The sequence below is a fragment of the Flavobacterium fructosi genome (assembly GCF_042787335.1).
GTDB classification, from domain to species: Bacteria; Bacteroidota; Bacteroidia; order Flavobacteriales; family Flavobacteriaceae; genus Flavobacterium; species Flavobacterium fructosi.
The window spans coordinates 242090-263453 of record NZ_JBHZQA010000004.1 but is presented as its reverse complement, the minus strand read 5'-3'; the positions used below and the strand labels follow the sequence as shown (position 1 = coordinate 263453).

Below are 21364 nucleotides of genomic sequence, written 5' to 3'. Positions count from 1 at the left end.
TATTTTTGAAAGATGAAAAAAACAGTGTCTTTCTTTTTATTACTTCCTTTGATGATTGTGGCTCAATCCAATTTCGATAAGGGGGAAAAACTATTCAAAGAAGAAAAATTTGATCAAGCACGACCTATATTTGAAAATTTTCTAAAAAGTAATCCATCTAATCTTAAAACCATTGAGTATCTGGGAGATATTGCAGGACGAAATAAATCTTGGGATACAGCGATTGGTTATTATAAAAAACTAAAACAACTCAAGCCTTTAGAAGCCAATTATTATTATAAATATGGGGGTGTTCTTGGAATGAAAGCTATAAATGGCAATAAATTTAAAGCTTTGGGAATGATTGATGAAGTTAAAGGATCTTTTGAAAAAGCAATAATGCTGAATCCAAAGCATATTGAGGCACGTTGGGCATTAATTGAGTTGTATATGCAACTGCCGGGAATCGTTGGTGGAAGCCAGTCTAAAGCCATTAAGTATTCTAATGAATTAATGAAACTTTCACTAGTAGATGGATATCTGTCAAGGGGTCATATTGATGAGTATTTTAGAAGGTATACTGCAGCCGAAGTACAATTTAAAAAAGCAATAGCCATAAGCGGTTCAAAAATGAGCTATCAAAAATTGGCTAATTTGTACAAAAACAAAATGAATGAGCCTGAAAAAGCTAGATTAGTTTTGGAAGAATATAAAAATAAAAAAGGATAATAGGTCAAAAATCTAATTTTGACTTTTTCGAATACAACAACTATAAACCATAAACTAAAATGCGTACACATTTTATAGCGATCGGTGGCAGTGCCATGCACAATCTCGCCTTAGCGTTGCACAATAAAGGATATCAAGTTACAGGAAGTGATGATGCTATTTTTGAACCATCAAAATCAAGATTAGATAAAAAAGGGATTTTACCTTCAGAATTGGGTTGGTTCCCTGAAAAAATAACATCTGGTATCGAAGCAGTAATTCTAGGTATGCATGCTAAAGCTGATAATCCAGAGTTGTTGAAAGCACAAGAATTAGGATTGAAAATATATTCCTATCCTGAATTTCTTTACGAACAATCCAAAAACAAAACACGGGTCGTTATAGGTGGTTCTCACGGAAAAACAACCATAACTTCAATGATTCTTCATGTGATGCATTACCATAATATAGCAGTCGATTATATGGTTGGAGCGCAATTGGAAGGATTCGATACCATGGTGCATCTTACAGAGGAAAATGATTTTATCGTTTTAGAAGGGGATGAATATTTGTCTTCACCAATAGACAGAAGACCAAAGTTTCATTTGTACCAACCGAATATTGCTTTAATTTCTGGTATTGCTTGGGATCATATCAATGTTTTTCCTACGTATGAAAATTATGTGGAACAGTTTGAAATTTTTATTGGTAAAATTACCGATGGTGGGATTTTGGTTTACAACGAAGAGGACTCTGAAGTAAAACGTGTTGCCGAAGCTGCAACTAATCCAATCCGAAAATTAGCCTATCATACTCCAAACTATACCGTGAATGATGGCGTTACGCTTCTCGAAACGCCTGAAGGCGATATGCCCATAGAAGTTTTTGGAGCACATAATCTAAATAATTTGGCTGGAGCCAAATGGATTTGCCAAAATATGGGCGTTGATGAAGCCGATTTTTACGAAGCAATTGCAAGTTTTAAAGGCGCATCAAAACGATTAGAAAAAATCGCTGAAAGTAAAACTAAAGTGGCGTATAAAGATTTTGCCCATTCACCAAGTAAAGTGGCGGCAACTACAAAAGCTGTAAAAGAGCAATATCCAAATAGAACTTTAGTGGCTTGTTTAGAGTTACATACTTATAGCAGCTTGAATGCTGAGTTTTTAAAAGAATATGAAGGCGCATTAGAGTATGCCGATAAAGCAGTTGTTTTCTATTCACCAGATGCAGTAAAAATTAAGCAGCTGGAAGAAGTGACTTATGAACAAATAGCAAATGCATTCAATAGAAAAGATTTAATCATTTATACAAATCCAAAAGATTTTAAAGACTATTTGTTTAATCTTAATCTTGAGAATTCAGCTTTATTATTGATGAGCTCCGGAAATTATGGAGGATTGAATTTTGATGAAGTAAAAGAATTGGTACAATAGTAAAGTAGAATGAAGGATAAAATAAAAAGTATTAAAACTACCAGCGAAAATTCAGATTTTATTACTCTCATCGCTGCATTAGATAAAAGTTTAGGGGAACGTTATCCAGAATTAAAAACAAATTATTGGGGAAATAATATTCTAGCATTAAATCCGAATGTTGTGCTTATTTATTTCGAAGATAAGCCTGTAGCTTGCGGTTGTTTTAAAAAATATGATGAAAATACAATTGAATTAAAGCGTATGTTCGTTTCTCCTGAAGCAAGAGGGATGGGGTTTGCCCAAAAAATAGTAAAGGAACTGGAACTTTGGGCGCATGAGTTAGGGTTTTCTTACTCTGTATTGGAAACGTTGTATAAACAAAATGAAGCTGTGGGTTTGTATCAAAAGGTAGGTTATACTATTATTGAAAACTATCCACCTTACGTAGGTTTAGAAAATAGCATTTGCATGAAAAAACAAATTTAACAGATAAGCCTATGCCTGAAAATTCTTTTTTTCCAATCACCAATTGGTCCGAAGACGACAAACCACGAGAAAAACTGATGTTAAAAGGTAAAAGTGTCTTGAGTGATGCGGAACTAATTGCTATTTTGATTGGTTCTGGAAGTCGCAATGAATCAGCAGTTGATTTGAGCAAACGGATTTTAGGGAGTGTCAATAATAATCTAAATGCGTTAGGGAAATTATCTATTTCTCAATTGACAAATTTTAAAGGAATAGGAGAGGCGAAAGCTATTTCAATAATTGCAGCTTTAGAACTAGGTAGACGAAGAAGGGCAGAAGATGCTGTTGAATTGACAAAAATTACTTCCAGTAAAACTATTTTTGAAATCATGCAGCCTATTATTGGTGAATTGCCACACGAGGAATTTTGGATTGTGTATTTGAATAACTCAAATAAGGTTATTTCAAAATCACAATTGAGTAAAGGTGGAATAACTGGAACCTTGGTTGATGTGCGATTAGTTTTTAAAACAGCACTTGAAATGGGGGCAACAGGATTAATATTATGTCACAACCATCCTTCAGGAACTTTAATTCCCAGTGATGCCGACAAACAAATTACACGGAAGCTGAAATTAGCTGGAGATAGTTTAGAAATAAAAGTTTTAGATCATCTTATTGTGACAGAAACTAGTTATTATAGTTTTGTTGATGAAGGAATATTTTAGAAATAAAAAATGAAACATACCATTATAAAAGACGTTTTCTTTGATTTAGATCATACACTTTGGGATTTTGATAAGAATTCTGAATTAACGTTTGAGACTATTTTCAATAGAAGTCATCCAACAATTGAAACCGCAGCATTCATTGAAAAATATGTGCCAATAAATCAGGCGTGCTGGAAATTGTATCAATATGATAAAATTACTCATGCGGAATTGCGTTACAATCGACTGAAGCATTCTTTTGATGAATTGAATTATACTATTTCCGATGAACAGATTGAAGATATTGCTCAAGAGTACATTCAGCGATTACCGGAGAATAATCATCTTTTTGACGGGACTTTGGAGGTTTTGGAGTATTTAAATCAAAAATATAAACTGCATATTATTACCAATGGTTTTGCTGAGGTGCAGTTTAAAAAAATAAGGAATTCCAATATTGGTAGTTATTTCCAAACGATTACCAATTCTGAAATGGCCGGAGTCAAAAAACCAAATCCTATTATTTTCGAATATGCCCTTGATTTGGCCAAAGCCAAAAAAGAAAGTAGTGTTATGATTGGAGATTGCATTGAAGCGGATGTTCAAGGAGCTCTTAATGCAGGGTTAGATGCAATTTTTTTTAATGTAAGCAGCCTAAAAGTGGAACAAAATATTAAACAAGTCAATTATTTATTAGAGTTAAAAAAATATTTATAAATTATGAAATCGCTATGATTCCAAAAAACACAATCATAAATAAAGACGATATCATATTCCATTAAAAAAACACATATGAAAACAAGATTCCTATTCCTAGTAGTATTAATTTCAAGTTACTGTTTTGCGCAATCTTTAAATGATTATAAGACGGTGCTTATTCCATTAAAATTTGACTTCACTAAAACAGATAATCAATATAGACTGGCAACTTTATCTAAGTTTAATTTAAATAAGGCGGGTTTTCAAGCATATTATGACAATGAACAATTGCCAAAAGAAAATAATGACAGGTGTAGTTTGTTGTATTTTGACGTTGTAAAAGAAAAATCATTTTTAACAACCAAAGTCTATATTACTTTTAAGAATTGTGATAGAAAAATTATTTTTAAATCGGATATTGGTACAAGTAAAGAAAAAGATTATCAACTTGCTTATACCGAAGCATTGAATAAGGCTTTTGTATCTGTTTATGCCTTGCAATATAAATATAATAATGGGGGTTCAATGGTAGTTTCCGGACCAGATGTGCAAAATGTCTCTAAAGGAATAACCGAAGTTGGTGCGACGTCAGAGCCTGTAAAGCAAGTTGTAATATCACGGAATACAATTGTCGTTAGTTCGAAAGTGCTGTATGCACAACCTACAACTACAGGTTTTCAATTAATAGATAGTACGCCAAAAGTGATGATGAAAGTGTATAATACTTCTAGAAAAGATTCTTTCATTGCAACAAAAGGGAATACACAAGGTGTTTTAATTGCAATTGGTAATCAGTGGTTTTTTGAATATTACCTAAATGACATATTAATTTCTGAAAAAGTAGATGTTAAATTTTAGATTTTAATATCCATATTTATTCTTCCAACGGTTTTTCAGGAATTCCCGAATGGTGTTTTCTCGTGAGTTGTTGCCAGGATTGTAAATAGGTTTGTTGCTTAGTTCGTTTGGCAGAAATTCCTGTTCCGCAAAATTGTTGGCAAAATCGTGGGAATATTTATACTCTTCGCCATAGCCTAATTCTTTCATTAATTTGGTCGGAGCATTGCGCAAATGGATTGGAACAGGCAAATCGCCTGTTTGTTTCACTAATTGTTGTGCGGTTCCAATTGCCAAGTAAGAAGCATTGCTTTTTGGAGAAGTCGCTAAGTAAATAGCACATTGACTTAATATAATTCTGCTTTCAGGATATCCAATAGTTGAAACAGCCTGAAATGCATTATTGGCCATAATAAAAGCGGTAGGATTTGCATTTCCTATATCTTCACTAGATAGAATAAGCATTCGGCGTGCTATAAATTTTACATCCTCGCCACCTTCAATCATTCTTGCTAACCAATATACCGCACCATTTGGATCACTTCCCCGAATTGATTTTATAAAAGCGGAAACAATATCATAATGCTGTTCACCACTTTTATCATACAAAACGGTGTTTTGCTGCACCAATTGAAAAACCCGATCGTTGGTGATTGTAATTTCAGCTTCATCAGAGGCGTTTACGACAAGTTCAAAAATATTTAATAGCTTTCGTCCATCGCCGCCAGAAAGTCGCAGCAGCGCTTCCGTTTCTTTAAGTTTAATATTTTTTGTTCTTAAAAAAGTATCTGTTTTGATAGCACGTTGCAATAAGGATTCCAAATCAGCTTTTGTAAAAGCATTTAAAACATAAACTTGACAGCGTGAAAGTAATGCAGGTATAACTTCAAAACTCGGATTTTCGGTTGTAGCTCCTATTAATGTAATCCAACCTTTTTCTACGGCAGCTAATAAAGAATCTTGTTGTGATTTGCTAAAACGATGAATTTCATCTATAAATAGAATAGGATTTTTCGCGGTAAAAAGACCACCACTTTGTTTTGCTTTTTCGATAACCTCACGAATATCTTTAACACCAGAATTTATGGCACTCAAAATATAAAAAGGACGTTTTGACTCTTGCGCAATAATTTGTGCCAAAGTCGTCTTTCCCGTTCCTGGTGGTCCCCAGAAAATCAAGGAAGGAATAATTCCTTTCGCAATTTGTTGTGTCAGTGAGCCGCTTGGTCCTACCAAATGGGATTGACTTATGTAGTCTTGTAATTTTTGTGGTCGAATGCGTTCTGCTAATGGTGCTTCCATTTGTTTTTTAAATCTGAAATCTAATTAGTTAATCTTCAATCATAAATTTAAATTAACTTGGGTAAAATTACTATTTTTTTTGGAGCTATTCCAGCTGTGCACTGTATCTTTTTATCTCGTCCAAAAAACGAGATAAAAAGGATGCCGTTTCCATCTGGGCTAGGGATTTGTGATTTATATTTAAAAATAGTTTTAGTGACAAAATAGCATAAAATTACTTTTGGATAAATTATTGTCTTGTTTTTAAAAACTAAATGACCAAAATGGATAAACATTTTAAATTTACTAATTCAGTTGTAGGATTACCACTTTTTTTTGTGGTTTTTCTTTGGGTTATCTATTGGATCGAAATTCGATTTGATTTTGATTTTGCGCAGAATGGAATTTTTCCAAGAACATTTTCAGGTTTGCAAGGTATTTTATTTAGTCCATTCATTCATTCTGACATGAATCATCTTTATAATAATTCGCTACCATTACTAGTCTTATTAGCTGCTTTGCAATTTTTTTATGCTAATCAGTCCGTCAAAGTTATAGGATTGGGAATTTTACTTTCCGGAATGATTACTTGGGTTATTGGGAGGGAGAATTACCATATTGGTGCGAGTGGTTTGATATATGTTTTGGTTAGTTTTATTTTCTTCAAAGGGATTCAGACAAAATATTACCGTTTGGTCGCGTTGTCTCTTGCCGTAATTGTCGTTTATGGTGGTTTAGTTTGGTATGTATTTCCAAGTCCTGAGATTTCAGGTGGAAAAGCTATTTCTTGGGAAGGTCATTTGGCTGGATTTTTAACGGGTTTTATCTTGTCTTTATTTTATAAAACACCGGAGTATAGAAAGTTAATTAAATACGATTGGGAAAATCCAGATTTTGATTCTTCAGAAGATAAATTTATGCAACGTTTTGATGCCAATGGAAATTTTGTAAATCTTCCTCCTTCTGAAGAAGCAGAGGATTTGTCAAGCTATTATTCTTCTGATTTTCCGGTGGATTATAAAATAATTTTAAACAATAAAAACGAATCAAAACCGGAGTCATGATTCGTTTTTATTTATTCGTTTAGTCTCCTTTCCATTTGAGAAGGGCTGGAGATGAGATTAACTTCTTTGTCTTACCGCCTCATACAAGAATGCGCCACAAGCAACCGATACATTTAAAGAACCAATCGTTCCAAACATTGGTAGTTTTGCTTTTTCATCTACAATTTTAAGTACAGATGGATTTACACCACGATCCTCTGATCCCATAATGATTGCTACAGGTTCGTTTAATGAGATGTCATATATATTTTGATTTGTTTTTTCAGTGGCAGCTACTGTTTTAATTCCGCTTGCTTGCAAAAGAAAAATTGCGTCTTTAATATGTTCTACTTTACAAATTGGAATATTAAAAACGGCTCCGGCGGATGTTTTTACAGTATCTCCGTTTACTGGTGCTGAACCTGCTTTTTGAACAATGATACCATTTACACCTGTACATTCAGCGGTTCTAATTATAGCTCCAAAATTACGGGCGTCAGATATTTGATCTAAGATTAAAAACAAAGGTTTTTTACCATTTTCAATTACAGATTCTATCAAAGACTCTAAATCAAAAAAGGAGATAGGGGAGATTGTCGCTACAGCACCTTGATGATTATTTGGGGTAAGTCGATTTAATTTTTCAACAGGAACGTAAGAGAAGTTAATATTACCTCGCTTCATTACTTTCATCAAATCTTTCATCAGTTCGCTGCTCGCTTCCTTTTGAATATAGACTTTGTCTACTGTTGCGCCTGCTTGTATAGCTTCAATTATTGCTCTTATCCCGAATATTTGGTGTTCTTTTTCCATGGCGCAAATATACAAAAAAAAACCACCCCAAAAAATGGGATGGTTTTTTAAAAATTTTATTCTGGGATAATTAAAATTTATCCCAGAATATTTTTGATGTTAATTTATCTCCACCTGTAACTGTTGCAGCAGCAGCTGTAACATTTGTTGAATTAACAGTAGCTTCACCTGCAGGATAAGTTAATCTTGTAGGAACAGATTTGATATCGTTATATGTTGTAGCAGGAGCAAGTAATACTGGAAAATCTAATCTTCTCCATGAATTCCATGCTTCGAAACCTCTATTATATAAAGCGATCCAAGCTTGTTCTCCAATACTTTTTTTCCATGCTGCAGTTGATGTTCCGTTGTAAGGATTAGCAATTAAATATGCCGTTGCGTCAACGGCTGCTACACCCCAATTATCCATAGAGGCAGTAACAGCGCTATTGTAGTGTGTAGCTGCTACCCCAGCGGCAGCAATACCTCTTGCGGCAGCTTCGGCAAGTAAAAATTCTTGTTCACTGTATGTAAGTAAAGTTCCTGGAAAAGAGGGAGCTAAAATGGTACTATTAATTGTAGAAAAATTAGTGTAACTATTAGATGAACCGTATATTCCTCCTTTGTACAAAGTTGTACCAGGTGCAAATGTGAAATATTTAGCTCTTCTAGGATCGTTTAATGCATTTAATTTATCAGCAAATGTATCAGCGATTACAAAATCTTTTCTTCCACTTGCAACTATGTCTGCATATAATGGGTTTGCATTAGGTTGCGCACCTAAGTAATTCAAATTCGCATCATCACTACTACTTGTCATAATTCCTGCGTTAATTGCAGCGGTAGCTTGCGCAGAGGCGTACGCCGCATCTACATCCGACATGTTGATAGCAAGTCTTAATCTAAGAGTATTTGCAAATTTCTTCCATTTTGTTGCATTTCCATTATAGATTAAATCAGCAGAACCAAAGCTAGCTTCTGAGGTATTTAAAGCAGCTTGAGCGGCAGCTAATCTAGCAATAAGATCTTTGTATATCGTCTGTGCATCATCGTATTTAGGTAGTGGGTGTCCTTCGATATCTAAAGCTTCAGAATAAGGGACGTTACCAAAACTGTCTACTAGAACACTAAAAGTGTAAGCATTCATAATTTCAATAATTGCTTTTTTATTAGCCACAATGGCAGCTTCACTTGCGCCAGCAGTCACAACTTTGTTTAGTAACACATTAGACTCTTTAAAATCTCTAAGAACATCTCTGTAAAGAGTATTAAAGTGACTGTCAGGAATAGGTCTTGTGGTCAGATTGTACTGACTTTCATCTGGATAAGTTGTTTCTGTCCAGTGTTGTACTAACATTCTGAAAACGTTTCTGTTTACAGATGCGTTTACCATTTGGTCTACTAAAGTTTTTTGAGCATTTGTAAATAAAAACTCAGGTTTAGCAGAAGTTGGATTTTTTGTATCTGTATTTAGTCCAGTTATATCATCAGTACATGATACGGTTAGGGCTAAAAACGAGATTAATAAAATTATTTTTTTCATAATTTAAAATTTAAATGTTACGTTAACACCAACATTTCTTGTCGTTGGTAAAGAACCTATTGAATATCCTGCTGATGAAGCATTAGCACTTAATCCACTTTCTGGATCTGCATAAGGAAGATTTTTATCTATTATCCATAAATTTGAACCTACTATGCTAAATTTCATTTCTTGAAGATTCATTCTTGAAACTAGCGTAGTTGGTAAAGTGTAAGTAATATTTACCTCTCTTAGCTTAATGAAAGATGCATCATATACGAAAGCTTTGTTTGGAGCTCTTCTATAACCCGATACATTACCGTATTGGTTTGGAGATGGCGTTCTTACGGTGTTAGGAGCACCAGCAGCAGTAACACCTGGTAAGATAACACCACCACCATTGGCGATTGTATTTCTAATTGGGTTACCTAATTCATTATTTCCTGCAGTAACGTCATATAAACCGGTAGCTAAACCATACGATTGGTCAAGAGAAAATATGTCCCCTCCTTTTTTCATGTCAATTAAGAATCCGAATGAAAGGTTTTTGTAAGTAAATTTGTTACGAATACCGCCTAACCAATCAGGATTAACATCACCAATTATGTTGTTGGCAGTTTGATTTAGTACATATCTACCATTAGCGCCAACTATTTTTTCTCCGTTTAAGTACGTGAAGTCAGTACCTCTAAGTACACCAAAAGGTAGCCCCACAGCAGCGTTAAGAGTTACACCACCTTGAAAAGAATTTAATCTTAAGTTTTCAATATTCTCAGCTAACTTAGTAACTTTATTTTTGTTTGTAGACCAGTTTACAAAAATATCCCAAGCGAAATCTTTTGTTTTAAAAGGCGTAACGTTAAATTGAACCTCTAAACCTTTGTTTTCTACAGTTGCTGCATTAATATATCTTGCACTATTACCTGTAGCAGTTGAAAAAGGAACTTCGAAAGCTTCTCCGTTATTTACGTTTTTGTAAGCACTTACTTCAAAGCCAAGTCTTCTGTCTAAAAATTGCATTTCTAAACCAATTTCTGTAGTATTTGATATCACTGGTTTTAAGTTTGGATTGTTTTTAGTACTTCTAACAGAGTATTGTTGATTAGAACCAAAAGGGTCGTTCTTAACATAAGTATCTACTAAAGCTAATCCTGACGTACCCAAGGGGCTTTCAGAATATCCTGCTCTAATTTTACCAAAACTCAACCATGGCTGATCAATATGTTTAGTAAAAACATAACTTCCAGAAGCAGATAAAGTCCAGATTGCATTATTTCCAACTGGTAAGTTAGAAAAAGCATCTCTTCTTGCCGTTGCATCTACGAAAAAGAAGTCTTTGAATCCTAAAGATGCTGATCCATAGTAACTGTTAACTCCTTGGTTAATTTCCGATTCCAAAGGGAAAGGAACAGTTTGAACGGAGTTTGATAAACTGAACAAGTCTGGTACGATAAGACCTCCCTGTGTAGAATTTAATGTAGAAATAACTCTGGTTCTTACTGCTGTACCTCCAAGAAGACCAGTAAGATTAAAACTTTCAGAAAGGTCTTTTTTGAATGTTAATATAAAATCATAATTTTGTTCAGAAAAAGATCTTTGATATTTTTGATATCCAGATGTTTCATCTAATCGGTTGATACCAAACTGACCAGCGATCGATCCAAATGCTCTTCTTTCTTCGCGTAGTTCGCTATAAGAATCCGTAGATATTTTTGCTGTAGCAGTTACCCAGTCAGCAATTTTGTAATCCAATTTAGAGTATCCGATAAAACGGTTTCTTTCGTCAGATTGAAAGTTTTTATTTCTGATGAAATAAGGATTGTCCCAGTAAATTTGAGTTAAGTCAGATGGGTCAGTAAAGTTCCAGTTGATATTTTGTCCACCAGATCTTTCGTAAACTTGTTTCAATTCTTGAACGTCTACGTTTGTTTGCCACCACTGACGGAAATTTGACATAATGTTTTCATTGTATCCTGTTGAGTTTCTACCCACAGTGTTCTGAGCATTATAATTGGCAAAAACACTAGCGGTTAATTTATCAGTGAACTTATGATTAATTTTAGCACTAATACTATTCTTTTTCATATCACTGTTAGGAAGAATACCTGTTTGTTTTGAGTTAGTGTAATTCAATACAAAGTTAGTAGTGTCATTTCCATCTTCTATCGAAACAGAGTTGTTAAATGATGTCCCTGTTTGGAAGAATGTTGTTGGGTCATTTTTAGCGGCTACCCAAGGAGTAGCTTTACCATAACTATCAGAATAAGGAGTGAACGCGTTCCAATTGTAAACCATTAATTTTGGATCGAATGCAGCACCGTAAGAAGCGTCTTCTGATGTGGGAACAACTAAATCAGGAATACCATCTCCATTTATATCTCTTTCTAAGAAATATCCAGAAGCGTCTTCATAATAAGGGCCGTAACCTGCTCCGTATTTATCTTGATATTTAACGAAAGTAGATTTGTCAATCGTGCTTCCAACAAATTCAGAAGAAACGGTGATTCCCATTCCTTTTTTTGCTCTACCTTTTTTTGTTGTAATCATTACAACACCATTACCACCTAAATAACCGTAAAGTGCAGAAGCTGCTGCTCCTTTTAATATGTTTACACTTTCGATGTCTTCGGGATTGATATCCATTGCAGCATTACCATAATCATACGTTCCGCCTGCTCCTGAAGCTTGGTTTCCTGTACCACCAGTTACTAACGAGTTGTTGATTGGCATTCCGTCAACAACAATTAGCATTTCATTACTTCCGCTTAAACTTTTAACTCCTCTGGATACGATACTGGATGAACCACCAAAGTTGTTGTTTCTTTTGATATTAACACCTGCCACTTTTCCGGAAAGTTCGTTAATGAAATTCCCACTTCCTGCACCTGCATTTAAGTCTTCTGCTTTAACTTCTTGTGTGGCATATCCAAGAGATTTTTTTTCTCTTTTAATTCCTAAAGCTGTTACAACAACGCCTTCAAGTTCTAATGCGTCGCTCGCTAATTTAATATTAACATTTGCAGAACTTGCTACTCTTTCTTGGGTTTTCATCCCAATGTAGCTAAAAAGTAAGACTTGGCTTGGTGATGCTTTGATAGAGTATTTTCCATCAAAATCAGTTTGTGTTCCAGATTTAGTTCCTTTTACTAATACGCTCACACCTGGTAAAGGTAATCCTGCATTGTCGGAAACAGTTCCTGAAACGGCTCTTTCTTGCGCAAAAGTTAGTTGCGCCATAAGTACTATTAATAGTACTAAGAATCCATTGAACTTTAGTTTCATTTTTAAATATTTTGAATTAGTTAGACAAAAATCTTAATAATTTGTTAACTTTCCTAACATTTGAAATGATTTTTTATGTATGCATTCAAAATTTAACATTATAACATATGTGAACAATAGTGTTATAAAAATTTATTTTTTGATTTTTTGTGTTTCCATTTGCTAAAGCTAATTTCAGAAAGCCATTTTTTGTTTGTAGTCCCAGTCCCAGTCCCAGTCCTAAAAGTTCGTTTTTTTGGTTATTTTTATCTGATAATGTTTTGTCTTTATAGATGGCGTAATCTATGATGGAATGTATGTATAAACTTGGAGAAAGTATATAGCGGTATTCTGTTAAAAATGATGTTAATAAATGTCCTTGTAAGCTGTTTTCTTCAAAACCTCTTATGGAATTAATGCCGCCAAAGCGGAATAGTTCATTTGTTATATATTTGTCGCTTTGTAAAAAGTAATTTTGGGTCTTTAATTGAATGCTGTTTTTTTGATCTAAATAAAAATTATGTGATGCTAGCAGATCAATATAGAATTGCTTGTTTAGTCCGATTTCTTCAGATTGGTTGTTTCGATTCCTTTTTCCAAATCCTAGATTAAGTGATATAAAGGATTTTTTTGTAAAGAATGAACTGGCATTGTCCTTTTTTATGTATTCAAAATTTAAAGTTGCAAATGAATTTTTGTAGTCGCTTAATTGTGTGTTGTTGGTGTTTTGAATATCGCTGGATTCAGTGGATTGGTATCCTAGGTAAATTCTAGTATTGTAAGTAATGAAGTAGCCTAAATCAATTGCTGTTTTTGTGTTTTGGAAGGTGCTATCTTGTTTGAAAATGTTAATTTGCGCTTTCAAGCCTATCGGACTTTTAAATAAATAGGGTAATTCAAGACTAGTCTTAAATGCTCTTTGTTTCTTTCCGTCATTTTTCCAATAAAGAGAAAATAGTTCTCCGGTATGTAAGGTGTTTTCTAGAGTTATATCCAAATAGCCATTGAATGTTATGTTTTTGTTCTCGTTGTTGGAAAAACCAATAAATCCGTCAAAAACATTTGACTTTCTTTTTTCAAGATAAACATAAGCTTTGGTGGTGTCTGTCGTGAATAAAATTTCCGGATATTTAATCTGTTTTACAAATCCAAATTTTTCGAAATCATTACGAATTTGTTGAAGGATTTCTTTGTTGAAAGTTTTGTTAAGGTATTTTTTGTTTATTTGTTCTAAATAACCTTTTGGAAAGTTAGTTTTTCTTTCGTTTTCTGTAGTTTTAATGATGATTGAGTTCAGTGTTCTTTGTTTGTCTGTTTGAAAAATTAGATCTGCAAAAATTATCCCTTTTTTATTTTGTATGTTTTGTAGTTTTAATTTTGCTAAAGAATATCCTTTTTGTTCTAATTTGAATGTTGTGTTAGTCAAAAAAGCTTCCGTTTCTTCATATGGAATGACGATCGTGTCTGTTTTTTTGTTAGTTGTGATCAATTGCTTTAATTCAATATTTCTACCTATATATAGATGTATGTATTTTATTCTTTTACCTAATCTTAATTTTGAGATATAAATAGAATCCTCTGCTTTTGTGTTTTCTAGTATGAGGTTTTCAATGTATCCTATTTTCAACAGCTTTTCAGATACGCCATTTATCTCCTCATTTAAGGATTTTAAATTTTTGTGTTTTGAAATGTAATTTAAAGAATCAATAGTTTTTGTTTCGGAGTTGGAACTTCCAATTATGTGTAAGTGATAATTTTGAGCAGAACAACTCAATCCAAAATTTAAAAACAGAAAAAAAATAAGTAAAGATTTCAAATGAATATATGTTTTAATAAAAGTACTGTAAATATCTATGGTTTGTAATATAAATCAAATGAGAAAATAATCTTATTGAAAATTAATAGTTTAACGTTTGTAGAGTGAAAAATATTTTCTACATTTGCAACCCCGTAAAAAGCGGGAATTTAATATAATAAGAAATTTTTAGTATTAATTATGCCAACAATTCAACAATTAGTAAGAACAGGAAGAACTCAGATAACTAAGAAGAGTAAATCGGTTGCTTTAGATTCTTGTCCTCAAAGAAGAGGGGTTTGTACGCGTGTTTACACTACAACACCAAAAAAACCAAACTCTGCAATGCGTAAAGTAGCGCGTGTACGTTTGACAAATGGTAATGAAGTGAATGCTTACATCCCTGGTGAAGGACACAATTTACAAGAGCACTCGATAGTATTAGTTAGGGGTGGAAGGGTAAAAGATTTACCAGGAGTTAGATATCACATCGTTCGTGGTGCGCTTGATACGTCAGGAGTAGCAGGAAGAACGCAAAGAAGATCTAAGTACGGAGCAAAACGCCCAAAAGAAGCAAAAAAGTAATTTAAAAAGTTATTTCTTGTAGAGATGTGATTCGTCGCAATTCTATAGGTATGACATTTTATTAAAAAAAAGACATGAGAAAAAGAGCGGCAAAGAAAAGACCACTTTTACCAGATCCAAGGTTTAATGACCAACTGGTAACACGTTTTGTGAACAACCTAATGTGGGATGGAAAAAAATCGACAGCGTTTAAAGTATTTTATGATGCGATTGACATCATTGAGTCTAAAAAACAAGATGCAGAGAAACCATCATTAGAAATTTGGAAAGATGCGTTAACCAATGTTATGCCTCACGTAGAAGTACGTAGTCGTAGAGTAGGTGGAGCGACATTCCAAATTCCAATGCAAATTCGTCCAGATAGAAAGATTTCTATGGCGATGAAATGGTTAATTCTTTATTCTAGAAGAAGAAACGAAAAATCTATGGCTCAAAGGTTAGCTTCAGAATGTTTAGCTGCGGCTAAAGAAGAAGGTGCTGCCGTTAAGAAAAGAATGGATACTCACAAAATGGCAGAAGCTAATAAAGCATTCTCTCACTTTAGATTTTAATTCATAAGAAATGGCTAGAGATCTAAAATACACAAGAAATATTGGAATTGCTGCTCACATTGATGCTGGTAAAACAACAACAACGGAGCGTATATTATTCTATACAGGTAAATCACACAAAATAGGTGAAGTACACGATGGTGCTGCAACTATGGACTGGATGGCGCAAGAGCAAGAAAGAGGTATTACAATTACTTCTGCTGCTACTACTTGTGAATGGAATTTCCCTACTACACAAGGAGTGCCTTTACCGGAAACATTACCGTATCACTTTAATATTATTGATACCCCAGGACACGTTGATTTTACTGTTGAAGTAAATCGTTCATTACGTGTACTTGATGGTTTAGTTTTCTTGTTTAGTGCTGTTGATGGTGTTGAGCCTCAATCAGAGACTAACTGGAGACTTGCAGATCAATATAGAGTACCCCGTATTGGATTCGTTAACAAAATGGACCGTCAAGGTTCTAACTTTTTGATGGTTTGTCAGCAAGTTAGAGATATGTTGAAATCTAATGCAGTTGCTATTACTTTGCCAATTGGTGAAGAAAACGACTTCAAAGGGGTGGTTGATTTAGTTAAAAATCAAGCTATTGTATGGCATGAAGAAGGTTTGGGTGCGACGTATGATATTGTGCCTATTCCTGAAGATATGATTGCAGAAGTGAAAGAATACCGATCAATTCTTATTGAAGCAGTTGCTGATTATGATGAGAATTTGTTGGAAAAATTCATGGAAGATGAAGATTCTATTACGGAGGAAGAAATCAATACTGCTTTAAGAGCTGCTACTATGGATATGGCTATCATTCCGATGATTGCTGGTTCTTCTTTCAAAAACAAAGGAGTTCAATTTATGTTAGATGCAGTATGTAAGTATTTGCCATCTCCAATGGATAAAGAAGGTATCGAAGGGATTCATCCTGATGATGCTGATTTATTAGAAGAAGATCAAACTAAAATTTTACGTAAGCCTGATGTTAAAGAGCCATTCGCAGCTTTAGCATTTAAAATTGCTACTGACCCATTCGTAGGTCGTTTAGCTTTCTTCCGTGCTTATTCAGGACGTTTAGATGCAGGTTCTTATGTGTTGAACACTCGTTCAGGAAACAAAGAAAGAATTTCTCGTATCTATCAAATGCATGCTAACAAACAAAACCCAATCGATTATATCGAAGCAGGTGATATTGGAGCAGCAGTAGGATTTAAAGATATTAAAACTGGAGATACATTGTGTGATGAAAAACACCCGATTATTCTTGAGTCAATGAAATTTCCTGCGCCGGTAATTGGTATTGCAATTGAGCCTAAAACTAAAGCTGACGTAGATAAAATGGGTATGGCTTTGGCTAAATTAGCTGAGGAGGATCCAACATTTACTGTTAGAACGGATGAAGCTTCAGGTCAAACGATTATATCAGGTATGGGTGAACTTCACTTAGATATCTTGGTAGATCGTATGAAACGTGAATTTAAAGTTGAAGTGAATCAAGGGGAGCCTCAAGTTGAATACAAAGAAGCTTTTACAAGAAGTGCAACTCATAGAGAAACATATAAAAAACAATCAGGTGGTCGTGGTAAATTCGGTGATATCGTATTTAAACTAGAGCCAGCAGATGAAGTTGATGGAAAAGTTCCAAAAGGATTACAATTTGTTAATGCTGTAAAAGGTGGTAACGTTCCTAAAGAATATATTCCATCTGTGGAAAAAGGTTTCAGAGAAGCCATGAAAACCGGCCCATTAGCAGGTTATCAAGTAGACAGTTTGAAAGTAACTTTAACAGACGGATCTTTTCACCCTGTCGATTCTGATGCGCTGTCTTTTGAGTTAGCTGCCAGAATGGGGTACAGAGAAGTTGCTAAGGCTGCAGGTGCTGTAATTCTTGAGCCAATCATGAAAATGGAAGTTATTACACCAGAAGAAAACATGGGAGATATCGTAGGTGATATTAACCGTCGTAGAGGTCAGGTAAATGATATGGGTGACAGAGCTGGTGCTAAAACCATTAAAGCAGATGTGCCATTGTCTGAAATGTTTGGATATGTTACTACGTTAAGAACGCTTTCATCAGGTAGAGCAACATCTACAATGGAATTTTCGCACTACGCAGAAACTCCTGCTAATATTTCAGAAGCAGTAATCAAAAAAGCAAAAGGAAACGCTTAATCTTTAAGAAAATGAGTCAAAAAATCAGAATAAAACTAAAATCTTACGATCACATGTTGGTAGACAAGTCTGCTGAGAAGATTGTAAAAACGGTTAAGAGTACCGGTGCAGTAGTAACAGGACCAATTCCATTACCAACTCACAAAAAACTTTTCACTGTATTACGTTCTCCACACGTTAACAAAAAAGCAAGAGAGCAATTTGAAGTAATGTCATACAAGAGATTAATTGACATTTATTCATCATCATCTAAAACTATTGATGCTTTGATGAAACTTGAATTGCCTAGCGGAGTTGAAGTAGAGATCAAAGTTTAAGTAGTTTAAGAGTAAAAAGGACGCTGTTTTTAATCGAAAATTATTTTTTTGGTTTGTGTGTAAATAAGTTATACATTTGCACCCACTAAAAAAATAGGATTCGGTTAAAAGCTGCGTTCTATATTTATATTTAATAATTAATAATTAATAATTATGTCTGGGTTAATTGGTAGAAAAATCGGCATGACTAGCATTTTCGACGAGAACGGGAAGAATATTCCTTGTACAGTAATCGAAGCTGGACCATGCGTTGTTACCCAAGTCAGAACCAAAGGTGTTGACGGGTACGAAGCGTTGCAACTTGGTTTCGATGACAAAAACGAGAAACATTCCACAAAAGCGGCTTTAGGTCACTTTAAAAAGGCGGGAACTGTAGCTAAGAAAAAAGTCGTTGAATTCCGAGATTTCGCAACAGAACAAAATTTAGGAGATCTTATAGATGTTTCTATTTTTGCTGAAGGAGAATTTGTAGATGTACAAGGTTTATCTAAAGGTAAAGGTTTTCAAGGGGTTGTAAAACGTCACGGTTTTGGTGGTGTTGGTCAAGCAACTCACGGTCAACACAACCGTTTAAGAGCACCGGGTTCTGTAGGAGCTTCTTCTTATCCATCTAGAGTGTTCAAAGGAATGCGTATGGCTGGACGTATGGGAGGAGATAATGTAAAAGTTCAAAACCTTAGAGTTTTAAAAGTAGTTGCTGAAAAGAACCTACTTGTTATTAAAGGATGTGTTCCTGGAAGTAACAACTCTTATGTAATCATTCAGAAGTAATGGAAGCAAAAGTATTAGATTTCAACGGAAAAGATACTGGAAGAAAAGTTCAACTTTCTGATTCAGTATTTGGTATAGAGCCAAACAATCACGCAGTATACCTTGATGTAAAGCAGTATCTTGCTAATCAAAGACAAGGGACGCACAAAGCTAAAGAAAGAGCCGAAGTAGCGGGAAGTACACGTAAGATTAAAAAACAAAAAGGAACTGGTACTGCTCGTGCGGGTAGTGCAAAGAATCCATTGTTTAAAGGTGGTGGAACAGTTTTCGGACCAAGACCAAGAAGTTATTCATTCAAATTGAATAAAAGCTTGAAGCGTTTGGCAAGAAAATCTGCTTTCTCAATTAAAGCAAAAGAATCGAATATTATCGTTCTTGCAGACTTTGAATTTGAAACGCCAAACACTAAAAATTTCATCAACGTTTTGAAAGCTTTAGAGTTAGAAAATAAAAAATCCCTGTTTGTCTTGGGTGATACAAATAAAAATGTATATTTGTCGTCACGCAATTTAAAAGGCTCTAGCGTAGTAAGCAGCTTAGAATTAAGTACTTACGCTATATTAAACGCTAATAATTTAGTGCTTTTAGAGAGTTCTTTGGAGATAATTGAAGAAAATTTAAGTAAATAATAGGATATGAGCATCATAATTAAGCCTATAGTAACGGAGAAAGTAACCAAAGAAAGTGAAGTTTTAAACCGCTTCGGATTTGTTGTTGACAAAAAAGCAAACAAAGTGCAAATTAAGAAAGCTGTTGAAGCTGCTTATGGAGTAACTGTTTTGAGTGTTAACACAATGAACGTAAGGCCGGATAGAACTACTAAATACACTAAAAGTGGTTTAATCAGTGGAAAGACTAATGCAATTAAAAAAGCAATTGTTCAAGTACAAGAAGGAGAAACAATTGATTTTTACAACAATATCTAAGATAAAATGTCAGTAAGAAAATTAAAACCTATTACCCCAGGTCAGCGATTTAGAGTTGTGAATGGTTATGACGCCATTACAACTGATAAGCCGGAACGCTCTTTGATAGCGCCGATAAAAAACTCTGGTGGTAGAAATAGTCAAGGAAAGATGACCATGCGTTATACGGGTGGTGGTCACAAGCAGAGATATCGTATCATTGATTTTAAACGTACCAAAGAAGGAATTCCTGCGACGGTTAAATCAATTGAATATGATCCAAATCGTACTGCATTTATCGCTTTGTTGGCGTATGCTGATGGAGAGAAAACATATGTTATTGCTCAAAACGGATTGAAAGTTGGTCAGAAATTAGTTTCTGGTCCGGAATCTCAACCTGAAATTGGTAATACATTGCCTTTAAGTAGAATCCCATTAGGAACTGTTATTTCTTGTATCGAATTGAGACCAGGTCAAGGGGCGGTAATCGCTCGTTCTGCTGGAACATTTGCTCAATTGATGGCAAGAGATGGAAAATATGCTACAATCAAAATGCCTTCTGGGGAAACAAGATTAATCTTGTTGACGTGTTCGGCTACAATTGGAGCGGTTTCTAATTCAGACCACCAATTAGTTGTATCTGGTAAAGCAGGTAGAACAAGATGGTTAGGAAGAAGACCTAGAACAAGACCTGTTGCAATGAACCCTGTCGATCACCCAATGGGTGGTGGTGAAGGACGTTCTTCTGGTGGACATCCACGTTCAAGAAATGGAATACCAGCTAAAGGTTATAGAACTCGTTCTAAGAAAAACCCGAGTAACAAGTATATCGTAGAACGTAGAAAGAAATAATAAGATATGGCACGTTCATTAAAAAAAGGACCTTTCGTTCATTATAAGTTAGACAAGAAAGTTCAGGAAAACATCGCAGGTGGAAATAAAGGAGTGGTTAAGACATGGTCTAGAGCTTCTATGATTACTCCAGACTTTGTTGGACAAACTATCGCAGTTCATAACGGTCGTCAATTTGTACCAGTTTACGTAACAGAAAACATGGTAGGTCACAAATTAGGAGAATTCTCACCAACTAGATCTTTTAGAGGTCATGCTGGAGCAAAAAATAAAGGTAAAAAATAAGAAGCAATGGGAGTTCGTAAAAGAGAAACAGCAGATGCGAGAAAAGAGGCTAATAAGTCTATTGCTTTCGCAAAATTGAATAACTGCCCTACTTCACCTAGAAAAATGCGCTTAGTAGCGGACTTGGTAAGAGGTCAGAAGGTAGAAAGAGCACTAAACATCTTAAGATTTAGTTCTAAAGAAGCTTCAAGAAAATTAGAAAAATTGGTTTTATCTGTAATTGCCAACTGGCAAGCAAAAAACCCTGATGCTAATATGGAAGAAGCAGGTTTATTTGTTAAAACGATTACAGTAGATGGTGGTATGATGTTGAAAAGACTTCGTCCAGCTCCACAGGGTCGTGCGCACAGAATAAGAAAACGTTCTAATCACGTAACAATCGTGCTTGGATCTATTAATAACACACAAGCAATTTAATACA

General features: G+C 34.6%; 22 protein-coding genes. 17 read left to right on the top strand and 5 right to left on the bottom strand.

The genetic code is table 11. From position 1 onward, the window contains the following. The first annotated feature begins 12 nt into the window (after nt 1–12). The 6 genes from ACFX5D_RS08980 (at nt 13) to ACFX5D_RS08955 (ending at nt 4837) form a co-directional block, all read left to right on the top strand. Nucleotides 13–708: a tetratricopeptide repeat protein gene (locus ACFX5D_RS08980; protein WP_379857863.1), complete on the top strand. Its 696-nt coding sequence runs from the start codon at nt 13–15 to the stop codon at nt 706–708. A gap of 59 nt (nt 709–767) precedes the next feature. Next, the gene (locus ACFX5D_RS08975) at nt 768–2123 is read left to right on the top strand and encodes a UDP-N-acetylmuramate--L-alanine ligase (protein WP_379857862.1); all 1356 of its coding nucleotides are present in this window, start codon (nt 768–770) and stop codon (nt 2121–2123) included. Nucleotides 2124–2132: 9 nt separating this feature from the next. Next, on the top strand, nt 2133–2591 hold the full coding sequence (locus tag ACFX5D_RS08970) for a GNAT family N-acetyltransferase (protein WP_379857861.1): 459 nt from the start codon (nt 2133–2135) through the stop codon (nt 2589–2591). Between the two features lie 11 nt (nt 2592–2602). Beyond that, nucleotides 2603–3298: a RadC family protein gene (gene radC / locus ACFX5D_RS08965; RefSeq protein WP_379857860.1), complete on the top strand. Its 696-nt coding sequence runs from the start codon at nt 2603–2605 to the stop codon at nt 3296–3298. 9 nt (nt 3299–3307) lie between these two features. Next, nucleotides 3308–3997 (top strand): YjjG family noncanonical pyrimidine nucleotidase, encoded by a 690-nt coding sequence (locus tag ACFX5D_RS08960; RefSeq protein ID WP_379857859.1) that lies wholly within the window; start codon nt 3308–3310, stop codon nt 3995–3997. A 75-nt stretch (nt 3998–4072) separates the two neighbouring features. Further along, nucleotides 4073–4837: a hypothetical protein gene (locus ACFX5D_RS08955; RefSeq protein WP_379857858.1), complete on the top strand. Its 765-nt coding sequence runs from the start codon at nt 4073–4075 to the stop codon at nt 4835–4837. Nucleotides 4838–4840: 3 nt separating this feature from the next. On the opposite strand, the gene ACFX5D_RS08950 is transcribed toward ACFX5D_RS08955, so the two are convergent. Then, complete coding sequence (locus ACFX5D_RS08950; RefSeq protein ID WP_379857857.1) at nt 4841–6118, bottom strand: replication-associated recombination protein A; 1278 nt, start codon at nt 6116–6118, stop codon at nt 4841–4843. Between the two features lie 263 nt (nt 6119–6381). Between ACFX5D_RS08950 and ACFX5D_RS08945 the strand changes: the two genes are divergently transcribed. Beyond that, a complete protein-coding gene (locus ACFX5D_RS08945; protein ID WP_379857856.1) occupies nt 6382–7161 on the top strand; it encodes a rhomboid family intramembrane serine protease in 780 nt (259 codons plus the stop codon). Nucleotides 7162–7218: 57 nt separating this feature from the next. Here the strand turns inward: ACFX5D_RS08945 and rlmB are convergent, their stop codons facing one another. From rlmB to ACFX5D_RS08925, 4 genes are all read right to left on the bottom strand, one after another. Then, the gene (gene rlmB / locus ACFX5D_RS08940) at nt 7219–7953 is read right to left on the bottom strand and encodes a 23S rRNA (guanosine(2251)-2'-O)-methyltransferase RlmB (protein WP_379857855.1); all 735 of its coding nucleotides are present in this window, start codon (nt 7951–7953) and stop codon (nt 7219–7221) included. A 70-nt stretch (nt 7954–8023) separates the two neighbouring features. Continuing rightward, nucleotides 8024–9475 (bottom strand): SusD/RagB family nutrient-binding outer membrane lipoprotein, encoded by a 1452-nt coding sequence (locus ACFX5D_RS08935; RefSeq protein WP_379857854.1) that lies wholly within the window; start codon nt 9473–9475, stop codon nt 8024–8026. 3 nt (nt 9476–9478) lie between these two features. Further along, a complete protein-coding gene (locus ACFX5D_RS08930; RefSeq protein WP_379857853.1) occupies nt 9479–12736 on the bottom strand; it encodes a SusC/RagA family TonB-linked outer membrane protein in 3258 nt (1085 codons plus the stop codon). Nucleotides 12737–12821: 85 nt separating this feature from the next. Further along, on the bottom strand, nt 12822–14531 hold the full coding sequence (locus ACFX5D_RS08925; RefSeq protein WP_379857852.1) for a BamA/TamA family outer membrane protein: 1710 nt from the start codon (nt 14529–14531) through the stop codon (nt 12822–12824). A 180-nt stretch (nt 14532–14711) separates the two neighbouring features. Between ACFX5D_RS08925 and rpsL the strand changes: the two genes are divergently transcribed. The 10 genes from rpsL to rplV all read left to right on the top strand — a co-directional run bounded on the left by rpsL (nt 14712) and on the right by rplV (nt 21360). Further along, complete coding sequence (rpsL, locus tag ACFX5D_RS08920) at nt 14712–15095, top strand: 30S ribosomal protein S12 (RefSeq protein WP_007136570.1); 384 nt, start codon at nt 14712–14714, stop codon at nt 15093–15095. A gap of 74 nt (nt 15096–15169) precedes the next feature. Next, nucleotides 15170–15646: a 30S ribosomal protein S7 gene (rpsG, locus tag ACFX5D_RS08915; protein ID WP_035668130.1), complete on the top strand. Its 477-nt coding sequence runs from the start codon at nt 15170–15172 to the stop codon at nt 15644–15646. 10 nt (nt 15647–15656) lie between these two features. Continuing rightward, nucleotides 15657–17813 carry an elongation factor G gene (gene fusA, locus ACFX5D_RS08910; protein WP_379857851.1) on the top strand — a complete coding sequence of 719 codons (2157 nt, stop codon included), beginning with the start codon at nt 15657–15659 and terminating at the stop codon, nt 17811–17813. A gap of 11 nt (nt 17814–17824) precedes the next feature. Beyond that, nucleotides 17825–18130: a 30S ribosomal protein S10 gene (rpsJ, locus tag ACFX5D_RS08905; RefSeq protein WP_011963470.1), complete on the top strand. Its 306-nt coding sequence runs from the start codon at nt 17825–17827 to the stop codon at nt 18128–18130. A 153-nt stretch (nt 18131–18283) separates the two neighbouring features. Next, entirely contained in the window at nt 18284–18901 is a 618-nt protein-coding gene (rplC, locus tag ACFX5D_RS08900) for a 50S ribosomal protein L3 (protein ID WP_379857850.1), read from the top strand. Continuing rightward, on the top strand, nt 18901–19530 hold the full coding sequence (rplD, locus tag ACFX5D_RS08895) for a 50S ribosomal protein L4 (RefSeq protein ID WP_113666973.1): 630 nt from the start codon (nt 18901–18903) through the stop codon (nt 19528–19530). The genes rplC and rplD overlap by 1 nt, the downstream gene beginning before the upstream one ends. A gap of 6 nt (nt 19531–19536) precedes the next feature. Then, nucleotides 19537–19827, top strand: a complete 291-nt coding sequence (gene rplW, locus ACFX5D_RS08890) for a 50S ribosomal protein L23 (protein ID WP_104000023.1) — start codon at nt 19537–19539, stop codon at nt 19825–19827. A gap of 6 nt (nt 19828–19833) precedes the next feature. Beyond that, the gene (rplB, locus tag ACFX5D_RS08885) at nt 19834–20658 is read left to right on the top strand and encodes a 50S ribosomal protein L2 (protein WP_059114053.1); all 825 of its coding nucleotides are present in this window, start codon (nt 19834–19836) and stop codon (nt 20656–20658) included. A 6-nt stretch (nt 20659–20664) separates the two neighbouring features. Continuing rightward, entirely contained in the window at nt 20665–20943 is a 279-nt protein-coding gene (gene rpsS / locus ACFX5D_RS08880) for a 30S ribosomal protein S19 (protein ID WP_007136562.1), read from the top strand. 6 nt (nt 20944–20949) lie between these two features. Then, on the top strand, nt 20950–21360 hold the full coding sequence (gene rplV / locus ACFX5D_RS08875; protein ID WP_007136561.1) for a 50S ribosomal protein L22: 411 nt from the start codon (nt 20950–20952) through the stop codon (nt 21358–21360). The last annotated feature ends 4 nt before the right edge of the window (nt 21361–21364 follow it).